Here is an 18,371-nt window from a genome sequence, read left to right as displayed (position 1 = left end):
GGTATGCCCTTCCGAGACGAGGGCCTCCACCGAATCAGAAACTTCGACGTTCGTAAACCGCCGTTAACCCGGCTTCGGAGCCCTGGACTTGTGCGAACGGTGCGGCCCCCTCCGCCGAGCAGGGTTGCGCCGGACGCCGGTTGGGGGTAGTCGATGCCGATCATGCCCGATATGCCCGATGGCGCGACCACCGCCCCGCTTCCTCCGCCGCACTGGACCCAGGACGCCGCCTTGGCGCTGGTGTTCCTGACCCGCCTGCCCTTGCCCGCCCTCGGCCCGCTTGACGGCCCCCTGGCCGACGGCGCGCCGGCACGGGCGATGGGATGGTTTCCGCTGGTCGGCGCGCTGATCGGGCTGGCCGGCGGCGCCGTCTTCGCACTGGCGGCACTGGCGCACCTGCCCCCGCTGGCCGGCGCATTGCTGGCCCTGGCGGCGACGGTGCGGCTGACCGGCGGGCTGCACGAGGATGGCGCGGCCGATGTCGCCGACGGCTTCGGCGGCGGGCGCGATCGGTTACGCAAGCTGGAGATCATGCGCGACAGCCGGGTCGGCAGCTATGGCGTGCTGGCGCTGGTCTTCTCGGTCGGCATCCGCGCCGCGGCGCTGGCCGCCCTGCCGGTGCCGGCGGCGGTTGCGGCGCTGGCGGCGGCCGGCGCCCTGTCGCGCTGCGGGCTGGCGGCGCTGGCCCGTGTCCTGTCGCCGGCGCGGCGCGACGGGCTGGCGGCGGCGCAGGGCAAGCTGGCGATGGCGACGGTGCTGCTGGCGCTGGTCTCCGGCATCGCGGTGGCGGCCATCGCCCTCGGCGGGCCGGCGCTGCCGGCCCTGGCGGCAGCGCTTCTGGCCGTGGCCGCGGTGGCGGCGCTGGCCCGGCGGCAGATCGGCGGGCATACCGGCGACGTCTTCGGCGCGGCCCAGCAGGTGGCGGAGGCCGCAGTCCTGTTGACCCTGTCGGCCCTCATTGGAGCAGCGGCATGAATGCGATGAGCCTCACCCCCCTGACCGTCACCCGCTGGTGGCTGATCCGCCATGCCCCGGTCCACAACCCGAACAACGTCATCTGCGGGTCGAGCGACCGCGAGGCCGACACCGGCAACGGCGCCGCGGCGGCGGCGCTCGCGGCCGGGATGCCCGCCGACGCGCTGTGGCTGACCAGCCCGCTCCGCCGCAGCCGGCAGACCGCCCAGGCGCTGTGGAGCCGGGCGCCCCGGCTCGCCGGCACGGCGGTGGTGGAGCCGGCGCTGGCCGAGCAGGATTTCGGCGCGTGGGAAGGCATCAGCCACGACACCGCGGCGGCGCGCGACGCCGAGGCGGCGGCCCGCTTCTGGCACAATCCCGCCCGCCACGCCCCGCCCGGCGGCGAGAGCTTCGCCACGGTGATGGACCGCACGGCGGCGGCGCTGCGCCGGCTGACGGACATCCACGCCGGACGCGATGTGGTTGCGGTGATCCATGCCGGCAGCATCCGCGGCGCGCTGGCGCTGGCGCTGGATCTGACGCCGGAAGCGGCGCTGCGGTTGCGGATCGACCCCTGGTCGCTGACCCGGATCGACCACCACCACGCCGGGACGGGGTCCTGGTCGGTCGGGGGAGTGAATCAACAGTCCGGAACCTTTTGACGGCGAAAGGCGTTCCCCAGTCTCCGTTGGGCTACCGAACGAGAGGCAGACCATGGTCCATAGCACCACCGCCGGCCACAGCCCGGACCAGGGCCCCGACAAGGGTGAAGTCAAGAAGCTCTGGGAGATGATGAAGGGCATTCAGGTCGCGATGATGACGACGCTGGACGACAACGGCCGGCTGAACTCCCGTCCGATGGCGACGCTGTCCCATGCGGGGTTCGAAGACGGTACCTTGTGGTTCTTCACCCGCGCCCATTCCGAAAAGGTGGACGAGATCGACCGCCACTGGCGCGTCAACCTCGCCTACTCCAATCCTGACAAGCAGGATTACGTGTCGGTTTCCGGTGTCGCCGAGGTCGTGCGCGACCGCGACAAGATCCGCTTCCTCTGGCGCGACATCATGAGCACCTGGTTCCCCCAGGGTCCGGACGACCCTGAGGTCGCCCTGCTGAAGGTATCGGTCGATCAGGCCGAATACTGGGACAGCCCGTCGAGCACGATGGTCTATGCCTACGGCTATGTGAAGGCGAAGCTGACCGGCCAGTCGCCCGATCCGGGCGACAACGCGAAGATCGCGTTTCAGTAAAGACAGGCTGATCAAGCCGGCCTGAAATGAAAACGCCCTCCCTGCCGACCGCGAGGCCGACAGGGAGGGCGTTTTTCATCGGAGGGTCAGAAGCGTCGGAGACGCTGCTTACCAGCTCTTCGCACGGGCCGCCGGCTTGCCGTTGCCGTGGGCTTCACGACGGCCATGGCCATGGTCCGGGCGGGCATCGCCGCGGTGGTTGTCGTTGCGGGCGTAGTCGGGACGCGGACCGCGCGGAGCGTGCGGGCCCTTGGACTCGCCGTTGCGCTGCCACGGCTTGCCGGCGCCGCCGCCCGGACGGCCGTTGCGGGCCGGCGGACGGCCAGCGGTGGTGAAGGGACGCGTCGGCTCCAGGCCGGGCACCACATGCACTTCCAGCGTCGCCTTCGTGTAGCGCTCGATGCGGACCAGCGTCTCACGGTCGGCGCGGGCGGCGAAGGAGATCGCGACGCCCGAGGCGCCGGCCCGGCCGGTGCGGCCGATGCGGTGGACATAGTCCTCCGCCGAGCGCGGCAGGTCGAAGTTGATGACGTGGGTGATGTCGCGCACGTCGATGCCGCGGGCGGCGACGTCGGTGGCGACCAGCAGGCGGACCTGGCCGGTGCGCAGGCGCTGGAGCGTGCGGTTGCGCTTGGTCTGGTCCATGTCGCCGTGCAGGGCGGCGGCGGCATGGCCGGCGGCGCTCAGCTCTTCGGCCAGCGTGTCGGCGTCACGCTTGGTGGCGGCGAAGATGATCGCCTTGCCGACCTCTTCCTGGGCGGCGAAATGCTGCAGCAGGCGGCGCTTGTGGTCGAGGTCGTCGGCGTGATGCAGACGCTGTTCCACGTTGATCGCGGTCGCCTGGCTCTCGACAGCCACGCGCTCCGGGTTGCGCAGCAGGTTGCCGGCCAGCTGCGCCATGCGGCGGTCCAGCGTGGCGGTGAACAGCAGGGTCTGGCGCGTCGGCGGGCAGCACTTGGCGATGGTCTCGACATCGTCGAGGAAGCCCATGTCCAGCATGCGGTCGGCCTCGTCGAGGATCAGCACCTCGACCTCGTCCAGCGAGATGCGGCGGCGGGCGACATGATCCAGCAGGCGGCCTGGGGTGCAGACGAGAACGTCGACCGGACGCGACAGCAGGCGCAGCTGCTCGCGATAGGGCATGCCGCCGACGACGTCCATGATGTTCAGCTTCATGAACTTCGCGTACTTGCGGGCGGCGTCGGTGACCTGCTTGGCCAGCTCGCGGGTCGGGGCCAGCACCAGCACGCGCGGGGTGGCGGCGCCGTTCAGCGGCAGCTCGGCGGTGCGGGTCAGCGCCGGCAGCATGAAGGCGGCGGTCTTGCCGGTGCCGGTCTCGGCGGTGGCGAGGATGTCGCGGCCCTGGAGCGCCGGCGGAATGGCGGCGAGCTGGACCGGGGTCGGGGTGGTGTATTCGAACGCCTCGAGGGCCTTCAGGACGAGCGGGTGCAGACCGAGTTCGGAAAACGACAAGTCGGATCAACCTTCTCTAAGCAACACGGTACGGCCCCGCGCGCCCCGATGGCGGGCGTGGGACATACCGGCGGACTCGCCGGGAGGAGGTCGATAGAGGGAGAGGCGTCTATCCGATGCAGCGGCCAGTGCGCCCCCAGAACCTCGGGACGTTAGCCCCTGGGACGTTAGCCGTTGCGCAATCACAGCGCGTCTCGCTCAAGAGACGCGCGAGCCTCCAGCGATCAAGACGCCCTACATAGGCTATTGCGCCGCACAAGACAAGGCCGATCGCGGACCGAGCCCCGCGTGCGTCACTTGACGACCATGCGTTCGATGTAGATGTCGCGGATCAGGCCGGTGCCCGCCTCGCGGTTCACGGCGTCCTTGATCCGCGCCTTCAGGAAATCGGCGGAGCCGGGACCGGTCAGCGTTTCGCCGTCGGCCCGGCTGACGGTCTGGAACAGCCGGTCGGCGATGCGGTCCTGATAGCGCAGGACGCGGTCGGCCTCCACCGTCGGCGCCAGCACCAGCGAGACCTGCATCTCCACCGCCCGCGACCCGGCGAGCGGCAGCTCCAGCGCCGGCAGCCGCGCGAGATTCGGCTTGGGTCCCATCCGCGCCTCGATCCGCCGCTGGTCCAGCATGCGGTCGACCGCGGCGACACCGCCATAGGCCAGACCGGCCAGGGTGAACAGCGCGGCGAGGACGATGATCAGCAGGCGGGTGGGATGCGCCGGTTCCGGGGCGGGGCCATGGCGCGGGGTCAGGTCCCCGCGCAGCGGGTCCGGCGGCGGGGTCGGGAACGGCGTTCCGTGCAGCGTGCGGCGCGTGGCCATGATCGGCCTCCTCCAGGCCGGATGTCGGCAAGGAGAAGTGTGGTGTGGCGGCGGTTAAGATTCCGTGGAGAGCACAACCGTCAGACGGCCCATCATCTCACCGCGCACACTCCGCCAACCCGTCCCGCCGCACCACCGCCATCCGCCGCTCGATCACCCCCGCCCGCCGGGCGACATAGGCGCCGGGCCGGCTGGGCGACCAGTTGCGCGGGTTGGGCAGCACCACCGCCAGCAGCGCCGCCTCGCGCCGGGTCAGTGCCGCGGCGGACTTGTTGAAGTGGTGCCGCGCCGCCGCCTCGGCGCCATAGACGCCGTCGTCCCATTCGACGATGTTCAGATAGACCTCCAGGATGCGGCGCTTGCTCCACAGGCTTTCGATCAGCAGGGTGAACCAGGCCTCCGCCCCCTTGCGGGTCCAGCTGCGGTCGGGCCAGAGGAAGGCGTTCTTGGCGGTCTGCTGGCTGATGGTGCTGCCGCCGCGCAGGCGCTTGCCCTCCTCGTTCTCTTCGAAGGCGCCTTCGATGGCGGCCCAGTCGAAGCCGCCATGGCCGCAGAAGCCGGTGTCCTCCGAGGCGATCACCGCCTCGACCAGGGCCGGCGAGATGCGCTCCAGCGGTTCCCAGTCACGCGCCAGGCCGGAGCCGCCGATTGCGCGGATCAGCATCAGCGGGGTGGCCGGCGGCGGCACGAGCCGGTAGAGCGCCGCCCACAGGATGGTGAAGGCCAGCAGTCCCGCCGCCCCGATCAGCGCCCAGCGCAGCAGTTTCCGCATGAAGTCCCGTCTCCGCTCGGCCTCCGGACTTCCCTCAATGGGGGTGAAGCGGCGACCCGTCAACATCCGCCGCTCGCTTTGGGACGGTCGCCCGACATATAGTGCCGCCGATGGACCTGACCGCCGATCCGACCCCGATCCACAGCCTGGACGACGCACCCGCCATGGTGGCGGGCGCGCGCCGCGTCGTGTCGCTGACGCTCGACGGCGAGGTGGAGGAGCTGTCGCTGGCCGCCGCCGCATCGAAGGTGCGCCGCCAGCCGCCGCTGGTCTGCCATGCCCGTGCCTTCGCCCGCCGGCTGGGGATCGACGGCTTCCCCGCCTTCGACGTGCTGGAGCTGTTCGCCTTCGTCCACCCCGCTCGCTTCTGCGTCCCCACCCCGCGCGGCATCGCCGAGGCGCTCGACCTGCCCACCCCCGAGGGTCACGAGGCGGAGGCGCTGGCCCTGCAGCGCGCGGTGCGCCGGTTGCTGGGCGACCTGGGCGCTGCCGGACGCGAGGAGTCCTCCGACCCCGTCGCCTTCGCCTGGGAGATGGGGCGCGCCGGCTGGCCCTGGGCACCCGCGGTGCTGGCGGCGCTGGGCAAGCCCGACGGGCCGGAGAAGGGGGCCGCCCGCTCCGGCCTGCGCGTCTGGACCCGCATCAAGGAATGGGAGGAGGGAGCGCCGCCGCCGCCGCCCGCCCAGAATCCGGTGGACCCGGAGGAGGCACGCCGCCGCCTCGCCGCCATGCTGTCGGCCAATGTGCTAGGCAAGGTGGCGGAGCCGCGGCCGCAGCAAGCCGACTATTCCAGCGCGGTGTCCGCCGCCTTCGCCCCACGCCAGCTTCCCGACACCCCGAACGTCGTGTTGGCGGAGGCCGGGACCGGCGTCGGCAAGACTCTCGGCTATCTGGCGCCGGCCACGGTGTGGGCGGAGAAGAATGGCGGGACGGTGTGGATTTCCACCTACACCCGCAACCTCCAGCACCAGATCGACGGCGAGTTGGACCGACTCTATGCCGATCCGGCGACCAAGGCGCGCAAGGTGGTGCTGCGCAAGGGGCGCGAGAACTACCTGTGCCTGCTGAATCTGGAAGAGGCGGTGCGCGCCATGCCCTTCCAGCCGCACAACGCGATCGGCGTCGGGCTGATGGCGCGCTGGGCGGCGGCGACCCGCGACGGCGACATGACCGGCGGCGACTTCCCCGGCTGGCTGGTCGACATCGCCGGGCGCGGGCCGACCATGGGGATGGCCGACCGCCGCGGCGAATGCATCTATTCGGCCTGCGACCATTACGCCCGCTGCTACATCGAGAAGAGCGTGCGCCGGGCGCGGCGGGCCGACATCGTCATCGCCAACCACGCGCTGGTGATGGTGCAGGCGGCGCTCGGCGGCGGCGAGGAACCGACGCTGCCCAGCCGCTACGTCTTCGACGAGGGGCACCATGTCTTCGACGCCGCCGACAGCGCCTTCGCCGGTCATCTGACCTGCCGCGAGACGCAGGAACTGCGCCGCTGGCTTCTCGGCGCCGAGGAGACCGGACGCAGCCGCGCCCGCGGCCTGAAGCGCCGGCTGGAGGACATCGTCGCCGGCGACGAGGAGGCCCTGCGCCACCTCGACGACATCCTGATCGGCGCCCGCGTGCTGCCGGCCGACGGCTGGTCGGCACGTCTGGCCGCCGACAATCCGCAGGGGCCGACCGAGCGCTTCCTGCTGCTGGCCCGCCAGCAGGTCTATGCCCGCACCGCCGGCCAGGGCGGCCCCTACAGCCTGGAGGCCGACAAGGCCTATCCGGTCGATGGCCTGCTGGAGGCCGCTGCGGAGCTGGAACAGGCGCTGGTCCGCCTGTCGGAACCGGTGGAGGCGCTGGCCCGCCGGCTGGCGCAGCGGCTGGAGGACGAGAGCGCCGAGCTGGACTCCGACCAGCGGCGCCGCATCGACGCGCTGTCGCGCAGCCTGCACCGCCGCGGCACCCTGACGGTGGAGGCGTGGCGCGCCATGCTGCGCACCCTGCCGACCGAAACGCCGTCCCATTTCGTCGACTGGTTCGCGGTGGAGCGGATCGACGGCCGCGACGTCGATGTCGGGCTGTACCGCCACTGGGTCGATCCGACGGTGCCCTTCGCCGAGGCGCTGGCCGGCCCGGCCCATGGGCTGGTGGTGACCAGTGCCACCCTGACCGACGGCACCGGCGACATCGGCCAGGACTGGCGGGCGGCGGAGGACCGCTGCGGCGCCAGCCACCTGCCGGCCCCGGCGATCCGCGCCCAGGTCCCCTCCCCCTTCGACTATCCGAACCGCACCCGCGTCTTCGTCGTCAACGACGTGCGCAAGGACGATCTGGGACAGGTCTCGGCGGCCTACAAATCGCTGTTCATGGCGGCGGGGGGCGGCGGGCTCGGCCTGTTCACCGCGATCAGCCGGCTGCGCGCCGTGCGCGACCGCATCGCCGAGCCGCTGGATCAGCTCGGCATCCCGCTCTATGCCCAGCATGTCGATCCGCTGGACGTGTCCACCCTGATCGACATCTTCCGCAACGAGGAGCACGCCTGCCTGCTCGGCACCGACGCGGTGCGCGACGGGGTGGACGTGCCGGGCCGCAGCCTGCGCCTGATCGTCTTCGACCGCGTCCCCTGGCCGCGTCCCGACATCCTGCACCGCGCCCGCCGCGAAGCCTTCGGCCGGCGGCGCTACGAGGACATGATCACCCGGCTGCGCCTGAAGCAGGCCTTCGGCCGGCTGGTGCGGCGCGCCGACGACACCGGCGTCTTCGTCCTGCTCGACCCGATGATGCCGAGCCGGCTGGCCGGCGCCTTCCCGGAAGGGGTGGAAATGCGGCGCGTCGGGCTGAAGCAGGCGGTGGAGGAGACGGCGGAGTTCCTGCGGGGCTGGTGAGGCCCGGACGGTCGTCCGCGCCTCGCCACCCCGTCCGGCAGCAGCGCCTCAGGCGGCGCGCAGCTCGCTCAGGAAGCCGTCCATCGACTGCTTCAGCATCGCCGCCTGCCGGGCGAGATCGTCCGACGCATGCTTGACGTTGTTGGTGGCGGCGCCCGTCTCGTTCTCCGCCTGCTGGATGCCCAGGACGTTGCGCGACACCTCGCTGGTGCCGACCGCCGCCTGCTGGGCGTTGCGGCTGATCTCGTTGGTGGCGCCGCTCTGCTGGTTCACCGACTGCGCCATGTCCGCCGTGGAGTTGCTGATCTCCTCGACCTGGCCGATGATGTTGCGCATGGCGCCGACCGTCCGGCCCGACGCCGCCTTCACCGCACCGATCTGGCTGGTGATCTGTTCGGTCATCGCATGGGTCTGGTTGGCGAGGTTCTTCACCTCGCTGGCGACGACGGCGAAGCCCTTGCCGGCCTCCCCGGCGCGGGCCGCCTCGATCGTCGCATTCAGCGCCAGCAGGTTGGTCTGGCTCGCCACCGCGTTGATCGACGCCACGATCTGGTCGACCTGCTCGATGGAGGCGGACAGCAGATCCAACTGGCGCTGGGCTTCGTCGGCGCCTTCGGCCGCCAGCCGCGAGCGGTCGGCGGCACGCCCCACCCGGTCGGACAGCTCGCCGATCGACGCCGACAGCTCTTCGGAGGCGGCGGCGACCGTCTGCACGTTGGCGCTGGCCTGCTCCGACGCGGCGGCCACGGCGGTGCATTGCGCGCCGACTTCCTCGACAGCGGCGGCCAGCTGCGAGGAGGTCGCCTGCAATTCGGTGGCGGAGCTGCCGACCGCGTCGACGATGGAGCCGACCCGCTCCTCGAACGACCGGGCCAGTTCCAGGGTGGCGCGGCGCTTCTCGGCAGCGGCCTCAGCCTCTGCGTCCTTGGCCTCCTGCTCCAGCCGGCGGGTGCGGATCATGCTGTCCTTGAACACCCCGACCGTCCGCGCCATTTCGCCGACCTCGTCGCCGCGGTCGACACCCGCCACCTCGGTCGCGGTGTCGCCGGCTGCCAGACGCGCCATCGCGGCGTTCAGGGCGGCAAGCGGGCGGCGGACGCCGAAGACGACGAGCAGCACGGACCCGACGGCCCCGATGGCGAGCAGGGCGACCGCGATCGACAGCGCGTTGAACACCGTCGCATTGGTCTGGTCCGTCAGGTCGTCCGACGAACGGAAAACCCCGACTGCCACCTCGTCCGACAGCTTCGCCGCCATGTTGAAAGCCTCGACCACCTGGGGGCGGCCCGCCGTGGCGTAGAGGGCGGAAGCGCCTGCGTGATCGGCCTTCTCCTTCGCCGCGTATACCTTGGGCAGCGATGCCTTCACCAAGGCGGTAAGCTCCACGATCCGGGCCAACCTGTCCTTGTGTTCGGGCTTGGCGAGGCGGTTCAGAACCGTGCTCGACTCGACGATGGCGGCTTGAGTTTCCTCTATCGCCTTGACCACAGCCGGCAACCCGGACGGTTCCTGGAGCAGCAGGACGATGTTGGCCTGACGCCCGAGATTGGCGAGATCGCCACGCATGCGTTCGAGCTTCAGCGAGAACGTCACCTCCCCGTCGATCAGACGGCTGTATCGATCGTCGATTTCACTGATCCGGTTGCTCATGTAGAATGACAGCCCCAGCGTAATGAGGCTGAGAAGAGCCACCACTGCGTAGATCTTCGTACCGATTCGCAGATTCTGGACAAGTTTCACGACGACACCTCGATAAAGCTCTTGAGGGAATGAACTCCCCGCCGTCTCCCGCAGAAATGGCGAAGACAATTCCGGACGAATAGAAGCCAGGCGGTAAAGAATGCCTTAAACGTACAGAATGGATGGTCCGGATGACCGACAGGCTCTCCGGGAAAAGACAACGGGGTCAACGGCTCCGCCCTTCCCTGTCGAGGCTGGATGCCAGTCATCCCGCCGGTGCATACACCGCCAGCAGCGCCGACAGCGTCACCACGCTGAGCACCGTCGACACCAGGATCGCCGAGGAGGTGCGCTCGACATAGGTCTGGTACTGGTTCGCCACCACGAAGGTCAGCGCGCCGGTCGGCAACGCCGCGAGGATCACGGCGCTGCCGGTCCAGAAGGGATCCATCGGAAACAGGGTTTGCGTCAGCACCCAGGCCAGCGCCGGGTGGACCAGCAGCTTCAAGGCACTGATCCATCCCGCCTCCGCCAACCCGGCGGTCAGCCGTTGCGACGCCAGGAACAGGCCGATGGCGAACAGCGCGCAGGGGCCGGCGGGGGAGCCCATCAACTCGCAGAAGGTGGCGATCGGCTTCGGCACCGCCACGCCGGGCAGCAGCGCCGACCAGGCGAGGCCGGCGGCGGTGGACAGGATCAGCGGGTTTTTCGCCAGCGCCCGCCCGACGTCGCGCAGCGCCTTGCCCAGCCCGCCGCCATGGCTGTTGGCGAACTCCATCCAGATCACCGCGATGCCGACCATGATGGCGCTCATGATGACGGTCGCCAGGATGGTGGGGGCGAGACGGTCCGGCCCGAAGGCGGCCAGGAACAGCGGGATGCCCATGTAGCCGGTGTTGGAGAAGGCGGAGTTCAGCCCCTGCATGCACTGGATCTGCGTGCGTTCCCGGTAGACGAGGCGGCCGATCACCGCGCCCAGCGCATAGACCAGCAACATCGACCCCAGGAAGGCCCCGATGAAGGGGCCGTTGAAGATCTCCGGGATCGACCGCCGGGCGGTGCCGAGGAACAGCACCGGTGGCAGCGCCATCCAGTAGACGAACTTGTTCAGCGCCTCCGACGAGGCGGCGCCCAGCAGCTTCGACTTCCCGGACAGGAAACCGGCCAGGATGATGGCGAATACGGGAAAAGCGACATTGAGCACGACGTTCATGGTGCGCGACAATAGGCAACGCCAACCGTCGCGTCGAGCGGCCGACCCCTCCACTCCCGGCATGGCACCCCTGACGCCGCATTGGCGGCGTCGGACGCCAAGCTTGACGCCGCGGGAGCGGCGTTCGAGATTGCCGGTCTTACGCGACCACTCCCCAAGGGAGACCGCCCCATGAGAAAGCCGACCGATTCCATGATCGACCACCACAGCGCACTCATCTACGTCATGGTCCTGGTGTCCGCCTGCGACGGCGACATGACCGACCTTGAACTGGAAGCCATCGGCGAGAATGTGCGCTACCTGCCGATCTTCAAGGATTACAGCGGCGATCAGGTGATGGCCGCCACCCGCGAATGCACCGCCATGCTGGCCGACAATGACGGGCTGGATACGGTGCTGACCGTCGTCGAGCAGGCGCTGCCGTCCAAGCTGCGCGAGACCGCCTATGCGGTCGCCTGCGACATCGCCGCCGCCGATCCCAAGGCCTCGCAGGAGGAACTGCGCATGCTGGAGCTGATCCGCCACCGGCTGGGGGTCGACCGGCTGTGCGCCGCCGCCATCGAGCGCGGCGCCCGTGCCCGCCACATGCGCCTGTGACCCTCCTCATAGTTTCGTCCGCATTTCTCTGAAAGCTTCGACATGACCGAAGAGACCATCCGCCCCGACCTTGCCGGCCAACGCATCGGCTTCATCGGGCTGGGCCTGATGGGCAAGCCGATGGCCCGCGCCCTCGCCAGTGCCGGCGCGGAGCTGGTGGTGACCAGCCGCAGCCCCGGACCGGTCGCCGAACTGGCCGCCGAGGGGATGATCGCCGCCACCGGCCCCGCCGCGGTCGCCGGGCAAGCCCAAATCATCATCCTGATGCTGACCGACACCATGGCGGTGGAGGCGGTGGCCGAGGCGCTGCTGCCGGGCCTGCGTCCCGGCCATCTGGTGATCGACATGGGCACCACCGCCGTCGCCGCCACCCGCGCGCTGGCTGGCCGCGTCGCCGCGGCCGGGGCGGAGTGGCTCGACGCCCCCGTCTCCGGTGGGACCGTGGCGGCGGAGGCGGCCGTCCTGACCATCATGGCCGGCGGCACCGACGTCGCCTTCGCCCGCGCCCTGCCGGTTCTGCAGGCGATGGGCCGCCGCATCACCCATGTCGGGGCCAGCGGCGCCGGCCAGATCGCCAAGTCCGCCAATCAGGTCATTGTCGCCCTGACCATCGGCGCGGTGGCGGAGGCGCTGGCGCTCGCCAGGGCGGCCGGCGCCGATCCGGCCAAGGTGCGCGACGCCATCCGTGGCGGCTTCGCCGAATCCCGCATCCTCGACCTGCATGGCGGCCGGATGGTCAGCGGCGACTTCACCCCAGGCGGCCGCGTCACCACCCAGGTCAAGGACCTGCGGCAGGCGGAGGAGCTGGCGCAGCAGTCCGGCATCGACCTGCCGACGCTCGGCCTGTCGCTGGAACTGTTCGAGATGCTGGTCGACCAGGGCGACGGCGCGCTCGACCATTCCGCCCTCTACCGCCTGTTCGCCCGCTGATGCCGCATCCCGCAAGGCGCCATCGTCGATGAATCATCCTTTAGCATGGAAAGAAAGACTTAAGGGCCGACCCTAATTGCCGCACTTTTGAGCGTAACCGCATAGTCGCTGGGCATATGACAATTCAATGACAGCGAAAGCGGAGACAGCGAATGACGATAACCCTGCGGGCCACCTTGATCGGGGCTCTCGTCATTCTGGGAGCCATGCTCGGGCTCGAGGCCCTGAACTCCACGACCACCCTGCGGGCAGCAAACGAGCGGATGAAATCGGTCTACGAGGACCGCGTCGTGCCCTTGCGCGATCTCAAGATCATTTCCGACTCCTATGCCGTCCTGATCGTCGACACTTCCCACAAGCTGCGGTCAGGCGCGCTGTCCTGGCCGGACGGCGCTGCCTCGGTCCGCAAGGCCCACGCGACGGTGCGGGATCGTTGGAACGCCTATACCGCCACCAGCCTGACCCCCGATGAGGCGAGGCTGGTGGCCCTGGCCCGTTCGGCCATGGACAAGGCCGACGCCGCGGTGGCGACCCTGCTGCGGATTCTCGATGCCGAGGACAAGGCGGCGCTCGACCGCTTCGTCGTCCAGGAGCTCTACCGGAACATCGATCCGGTGACCGATCAGGTGAACGCATTGATCGACCTGCAGGTCACGGTCGCCGACGACAACTTCCTGGGCTCCCAGAAGCTCTACCTGGAGGAAACCCGGCAGTCCTGGCTGCTGCTGGCCATGGCGGCGGTGCTGCTGGCCGCCGGCATCGGTGTCGTGGTTCGTCGCGTGATCGCCCCGCTTCGGCAGATGACCGAGGCGATGGATCGTCTGGCCGCGGGAGACGTGTCGGTCACGCTACCGGCCACCGGGCGCCGGGACGAGATCGGCCAGATGGGGCGCGCCGTCGCCGTCTTCAAGGACAACGCCATCGCCAAGCAACGCATGGAATCCGAGCAGGAGCAGGCCAAGCAAGAAGTCGAGGCCGAACGACACCGCATGATGGCCGAATTGGCCGACCGGTTCGAGCAGGCGGTGCAGGGCGTGGTCGCGCAGGTGGGATCGGCCGCCGGACGGCTGACCACCAACGCGCGGTCGCTGTCGGGACTGGCCGAACAGAGCCGTGTGCAGGCCGCGGTGGTGGCCGGCGCCAGCGAGCAGACCTCCGCCAACGTGCAGACCGTCGCCGCCTCCGCGGAAGAGATGGCCGCCTCCATCGGCGAGGTCACCCGGCAGGTCGGCAGCACCGCCGACGTCGCCCGCCACGCCGCCGAACGGGCCGGCCGAACCGACGCCACCATCCGCCAACTGGCGGACCATGCCAAGGCGATCGGCGATGTCGTACAAATGATCAGCGCCATCGCCGCCCAGACCAACCTGCTGGCACTCAACGCGACCATCGAGGCGGCGCGGGCCGGCGAGGCCGGCAAAGGGTTCGCCGTGGTGGCCGGCGAGGTGAAGAGCCTCGCCACCCAGACCGCCAGGGCGACCGAGGAGATCGCCAGCCAGATCGGCAATATGCAGGAGGTCACCGGCCAAGCGGTGGAAGCCATTGCCGAGATCGGCCGGACCATCGACGACATCAACCGCATCGCCGCCTCCGTCGCCGCGTCGATCGAGCAGCAGGACGCCGCTGCGCGCGAGATCGCCCGCAACGTCCAGCAGGCCGCGGTGGGGACGGAAGAAATTTCCTCCAACATCGTGCTGGTGCGCCACGCGGCCGACGACACCGGTGTCGCCGCCCGCGACGTGCTGGGTGCCGCCCAGGAGCTGTCGGGTGACGCCGACCGGCTGTCGGGGGAAGTGGAACGCTTCATCCGGCAGGTGCGCGCCGCCTGATCGGCAGCGCGACTCCAGCCATCAATCCCGTCCGTTGCGGCAAGTCCCCGCTTTTCGCAAGTTTCTTGTCAAAACGGTTGAGCGCAAACGCTGCATCGTCCATTCTCCCGGCTTTCCACAGGACGGCAAACCACTGCCAGTCCCTTCGTCTTTACTAGGTCAGGCGGCGATGACGGGCGAACGCATCTATCTCTACGACACCACGCTCCGCGACGGGGCGCAGACCCAGGATGTCGATTTCTCTGTCGCCGACAAGGTCGCCATCGCCAAGGACCTCGACCGGCTGGGCATCGATTATGTCGAGGGCGGCTGGCCGGGCGCCAACCCGACCGACGACCAGTTCTTCGCCGAGGCGCCGGAGTTGACCCGCGCCATTTTCACCGCCTTCGGCATGACCCGCCGCCCCGGCCGCAGCGCCGCCAACGATCCGCAGCTGACGGCTTTGGCGCAGTCCTGCGCCAAGGCGGTCTGCATGGTCGGCAAGACCTGGGACTTCCATGTCGACGTCGCGCTGAACATCCCGCGCGAGGAGAATCTCGACCTGATCCGCGACAGCATCGCCGCCTTGCATGCCGCCAAGGGCGAGGCGCTGTTCGACGCGGAGCATTTCTTCGACGGCTACAAACGCAACCCGGCCTATGCCGTGTCCTGCATCAAGGCGGCCTATGACGCCGGTGCGCGCTGGATCGTGCTGTGCGACACCAACGGCGGCACCCTGCCGCACGAGATCGACGCCATCGTCCGCGAGGTGGTGGAGACGCACGGCATTCCAGGCGACAAGCTCGGCATCCACTGCCACAACGATACGGAAAACGCGGTCGCCAACTCGCTGGCGGCGGTGCGGGCCGGCGCGCGCATGATCCAGGGCACCATCAACGGGCTGGGCGAGCGCTGCGGCAACGCCAACCTCGTCTCACTGATCCCGACGCTGATGCTGAAGCTGGGCTACGAGACCGGCATCCGCCGCGAGGATCTGCATCTCCTGACCCAGTTGAGCCGCGCCTTCGACGACCGGCTGAACCGCGCCCCCAACCGCCACGCCGCGTATGTCGGCGCCAGCGCCTTCGCCCACAAGGGCGGGCTGCACGTCTCGGCGGTGGAGAAGGATCCGTCCTCCTACGAGCATGTCGCGCCCGAGGCCGTCGGCAACCGCCGCCAGATCGTCATGTCCGACCAGGCCGGCCGCTCCAACCTGATCGTGCGGCTGCGCGACATCGGCATGGCGGTGGATGCCAAGGACGACCGGCTGGCCGGCCTGCTCGATCTGGTCAAGCAGCGCGACAGCGACGGCTACGCCTACGACACGGCGGAGGCCAGCTTCGAGCTTCTGGTCCGGCGCGAGCTGGGCGAGGTGCCGCGCTTCTTCGAGCTGCTGCGCTTCCATGTCACCGACGAACGCCGCTACAACGCCGTCGGCAAGCTGGTGGTGGAATCGGAAGCGGTGGTGCGCGTGCGCGTCGGCGACGCCGTTCGGATGGAGGTGGCGGACGGCAACGGCCCAGTCCACGCGCTGGACGTCGCCATGCGCAAGGCGCTGGAGCCGGCCTATCCGGCGCTGGCCAAGGTCAGCCTGTCCGACTACCGCGTCCGCATCCTGGCCGCCAAGGAAGGCACCGGCGCCATGCCGCGCGTTTTGATCCGCAGCGCGCGGACCGACGGCAGCGAATGGTCGACGCTGGGCGTGTCCACCAACATCATCGAGGCCTCGATGGAGGCGCTGGTGGACAGCTACACCTACGCCCTGATGAAGGGCGACGCACGGCCGGTGTGACGGCTGCGAACCGGTCGCGGGGCCGGCTGACCGGCCCCCTAGCCCCCGCCGTCCCCTCCCCGCCCGGACCGGCTTAGGCCGCTGCCTGCGCGATGGCTGCAATCGTCTCGGCATGCAGGTCGGCCGTCGCGGCGGCCACCACGCGCCCATCCGACTCCATGGTCAGGGGTTTGCCCTCCCAGTCGGTGATGACGCCGCCGGCCCCTTCGATCACCGGCTGCATCGCCAGATAATCGTAGGGCTGAAGCCCGGCCTCGATCACCAGATCGATATGGCCGGAGGCCACCAGCCCATAGATGTAGCAGTCGCCGCCGAAGCGCCGTGTCCGCGCCTGTCGGCTGACCGTTTCGAACACTCGTAGCCCCGCCTCGTCGAAGGCGTCGGGCGAGGTGGTGTAGACCGTCGCGTCCGCCAGCCGGCGGCAATCGCGGGTGCGGCAAGGCCGCTCCGGCCCGCTGCCGTCGGCATGGAGCGTCGGGGCGCCCGCCCGCCCCGTCCAGCGCTCGCCCAGCACCGGCATGTCGATGACCCCGACCGTCGGCACCCCCCGCTCCAACACCGCCAGCAGCATGCCGTAGACCGGCCAGCCGCTGATGAAGCTGCGCGTGCCGTCGATGGGATCGATCACCCAGACGATCTCCGACTCCGTCCGGTCGCGCCCATGCTCCTCACCGAAGATTCCATGTTCCGGAAAGCGTTCCGCGATGCGGCGGCGCAGGGCGGCCTCCACCTCGCGATCGGCCACCGTCACCGGACTGTCGTCCGGCTTGGTGTCGATGGCGACCGGGGTACGGAACCAGCGGCGGGACAGTCCGCGCGCCTCGTCCGCCAGGGTGGCGGCGAATCCGGCCAGTTCCAGCCTTCCCTCCGCCATGGTCGCCGTCAGGTCCGTCGTGATCTGGCTCATCATATGCCTTGTTTTTGTGCTGATGCGGAAATGCACGCCATCTGTGCAATCATGGTAGACATAAACGCACATAAGTGCAAACTTCCACTTAAATCCACGGCGAGCAAAGGTTCGCCACCGGCCAGCGGCCGGGGAACGGCATCCGGAACAGAGGGGATTGGCGATGGTGGAGTTTGCTGGGATCGAGTTTTCTGGAAAGTCGCTGGCGGCCGGCACGTTTCTGATCGCGGCGGCGGCGCTGCCGACCCTGGCCCAGGCCGGAAGCGTGACGGTCTACACGGCGCTGGAAGAGGACGAGATCGCCGACTACGTGGCGGCGGCGAAGAAGGATCTGCCGGACATCGACCTGAAGGTTCTGCGTCTGTCCACCGGCGATCTCGGTGCCCGCATGCTGGCGGAGGCCGCCAACCCGCAGCATGACGTGATCTGGGGCTGGGCCGTCACCAACATGCTGGATCCGCGGGTGATGGCGCTGGTGGAACCATACGCCGCCAAGGGCGGGGACGCGCTGCCGACGGCCTACAGGGATGCGGGCGGGCGCTGGTTCGCCGCCACCGGCTACATGGCGGCCTTCTGCGTCAACACCGAACTGCTGAAGGCGAAGAACCTGCCGGTTCCCGCCTCCTGGAAGGACCTCGCCAACCCGATCTACAAGGGCGAGGTGGTGATGCCGAACCCGGTGTCGTCGGGTACCGGCTACCTCCAGATCGCCGCCATCCTGCAGGGCCAGGGCAACGAGAAGGGCTGGCAGTTCCTGAAGACGCTCGACGGCAACGTCGCCCAATACATCAAGTCGGGTTCAAAGCCCTGCAAGTCGGCCCGTTCGGGCGAATTCGCCATCGGCACCTCGCTCGCCTTCGCCGCCATCAAGTCGGTGGAGGAAGGCTTCCCGGTCAAGATGGTCATTCCGACCGACGGCGCCGGCTACGAGCTGGAGGCGTCGGCCCTGATGAAGACCTCGAAGAACAAGGCCGACGCCAAGCGCTTCCTCGACTGGACCCTGTCGCCGACGGCGGCGGCGCTCTACACCAAGTACAAGGAGATCGTGACGATCCCCGGCGCCCCGGTCGCCAAGGCGGCGCTGGAGGCCGGCCTGCCGGCCGATCTCCAGAAGGTGCTCTACCCGATGGACTTCGCCAAATCCGCGACGGAGCGCGACGCCATCCTCCAGACCTGGCAGGGCAGCATCGGCCGGTAAGACCGTCGGCGCCGGCATTCCCCGCCTCCGGCCCCTTCGCCCGGACAAGGGGGGCACCGGCGCCATTTCCCCGCGTCCCGCCTCCTTCCCATTCCCGTTCCA

General features: G+C 69.6%; 15 protein-coding genes. 9 read left to right on the top strand and 6 right to left on the bottom strand.

The annotated features are described in order from the left end of the window. The first annotated feature begins 162 nt into the window (after positions 1–162). From cobS to JHL17_RS03485, 3 genes are read left to right on the top strand one after another with little or no spacing between them, the layout of a single operon-like run. Positions 163–975 carry an adenosylcobinamide-GDP ribazoletransferase gene (cobS, locus tag JHL17_RS03495; RefSeq protein ID WP_345773745.1) on the top strand — a complete coding sequence of 271 codons (813 nt, stop codon included), beginning with the start codon at positions 163–165 and terminating at the stop codon, positions 973–975. 5 nt (positions 976–980) lie between these two features. Then, a complete protein-coding gene (locus JHL17_RS03490) occupies positions 981–1,616 on the top strand; it encodes a histidine phosphatase family protein (RefSeq protein WP_345773744.1) in 636 nt (211 codons plus the stop codon). 52 nt (positions 1,617–1,668) lie between these two features. Continuing rightward, positions 1,669–2,205: a pyridoxamine 5'-phosphate oxidase family protein gene (locus JHL17_RS03485; RefSeq protein WP_200190659.1), complete on the top strand. Its 537-nt coding sequence runs from the start codon at positions 1,669–1,671 to the stop codon at positions 2,203–2,205. Between the two features lie 108 nt (positions 2,206–2,313). Here JHL17_RS03485 and JHL17_RS03480 read toward each other — a convergent pair whose 3' ends face one another. The 3 genes from JHL17_RS03480 to mtgA all read right to left on the bottom strand — a co-directional run bounded on the left by JHL17_RS03480 (position 2,314) and on the right by mtgA (position 5,268). Next, complete coding sequence (locus JHL17_RS03480; protein ID WP_200190658.1) at positions 2,314–3,678, bottom strand: DEAD/DEAH box helicase; 1,365 nt, start codon at positions 3,676–3,678, stop codon at positions 2,314–2,316. A 293-nt stretch (positions 3,679–3,971) separates the two neighbouring features. Further along, complete coding sequence (locus tag JHL17_RS03475) at positions 3,972–4,496, bottom strand: flagellar basal body-associated FliL family protein (RefSeq protein ID WP_200190657.1); 525 nt, start codon at positions 4,494–4,496, stop codon at positions 3,972–3,974. Positions 4,497–4,593: 97 nt separating this feature from the next. After that, the gene (gene mtgA, locus JHL17_RS03470; protein ID WP_200190656.1) at positions 4,594–5,268 is read right to left on the bottom strand and encodes a monofunctional biosynthetic peptidoglycan transglycosylase; all 675 of its coding nucleotides are present in this window, start codon (positions 5,266–5,268) and stop codon (positions 4,594–4,596) included. Positions 5,269–5,378: 110 nt separating this feature from the next. Between mtgA and JHL17_RS03465 the strand changes: the two genes are divergently transcribed. Then, positions 5,379–8,144, top strand: coding sequence for an ATP-dependent DNA helicase (locus tag JHL17_RS03465; protein WP_200190655.1), 2,766 nt, complete (start codon positions 5,379–5,381; stop codon positions 8,142–8,144). A 48-nt stretch (positions 8,145–8,192) separates the two neighbouring features. On the opposite strand, the gene JHL17_RS36910 is transcribed toward JHL17_RS03465, so the two are convergent. Continuing rightward, positions 8,193–9,884, bottom strand: a complete 1,692-nt coding sequence (locus tag JHL17_RS36910) for a methyl-accepting chemotaxis protein (RefSeq protein ID WP_200190654.1) — start codon at positions 9,882–9,884, stop codon at positions 8,193–8,195. Between the two features lie 205 nt (positions 9,885–10,089). After that, on the bottom strand, positions 10,090–11,037 hold the full coding sequence (locus JHL17_RS03455) for an AEC family transporter (RefSeq protein WP_200190653.1): 948 nt from the start codon (positions 11,035–11,037) through the stop codon (positions 10,090–10,092). A 171-nt stretch (positions 11,038–11,208) separates the two neighbouring features. On the opposite strand from JHL17_RS03455, the gene JHL17_RS03450 reads away from it, so the two are divergent. The 4 genes from JHL17_RS03450 (at position 11,209) to cimA (ending at position 16,164) form a co-directional block, all read left to right on the top strand. Further along, complete coding sequence (locus tag JHL17_RS03450; RefSeq protein WP_200190652.1) at positions 11,209–11,634, top strand: tellurite resistance TerB family protein; 426 nt, start codon at positions 11,209–11,211, stop codon at positions 11,632–11,634. A gap of 42 nt (positions 11,635–11,676) precedes the next feature. After that, positions 11,677–12,564: an NAD(P)-dependent oxidoreductase gene (locus JHL17_RS03445; RefSeq protein ID WP_200190651.1), complete on the top strand. Its 888-nt coding sequence runs from the start codon at positions 11,677–11,679 to the stop codon at positions 12,562–12,564. Between the two features lie 152 nt (positions 12,565–12,716). Then, positions 12,717–14,393 carry a methyl-accepting chemotaxis protein gene (locus JHL17_RS03440; RefSeq protein WP_200190650.1) on the top strand — a complete coding sequence of 559 codons (1,677 nt, stop codon included), beginning with the start codon at positions 12,717–12,719 and terminating at the stop codon, positions 14,391–14,393. Between the two features lie 169 nt (positions 14,394–14,562). Next, entirely contained in the window at positions 14,563–16,164 is a 1,602-nt protein-coding gene (gene cimA / locus JHL17_RS03435; protein WP_200190649.1) for a citramalate synthase, read from the top strand. A gap of 73 nt (positions 16,165–16,237) precedes the next feature. Here cimA and hisN read toward each other — a convergent pair whose 3' ends face one another. Continuing rightward, entirely contained in the window at positions 16,238–17,074 is an 837-nt protein-coding gene (hisN, locus tag JHL17_RS03430; RefSeq protein WP_247893281.1) for a histidinol-phosphatase, read from the bottom strand. A 160-nt stretch (positions 17,075–17,234) separates the two neighbouring features. Between hisN and JHL17_RS03425 the strand changes: the two genes are divergently transcribed. Next, on the top strand, positions 17,235–18,269 hold the full coding sequence (locus JHL17_RS03425; protein ID WP_200190648.1) for an ABC transporter substrate-binding protein: 1,035 nt from the start codon (positions 17,235–17,237) through the stop codon (positions 18,267–18,269). The last annotated feature ends 102 nt before the right edge of the window (positions 18,270–18,371 follow it).

The organism is Azospirillum endophyticum, from assembly GCF_016595245.1.
GTDB classification, from domain to species: domain Bacteria; phylum Pseudomonadota; class Alphaproteobacteria; order Azospirillales; family Azospirillaceae; genus Azospirillum; species Azospirillum endophyticum.
The sequence above is the reverse complement of the archived record's forward strand: the minus strand, read 5'-3'. Positions and strand labels throughout refer to the sequence as shown.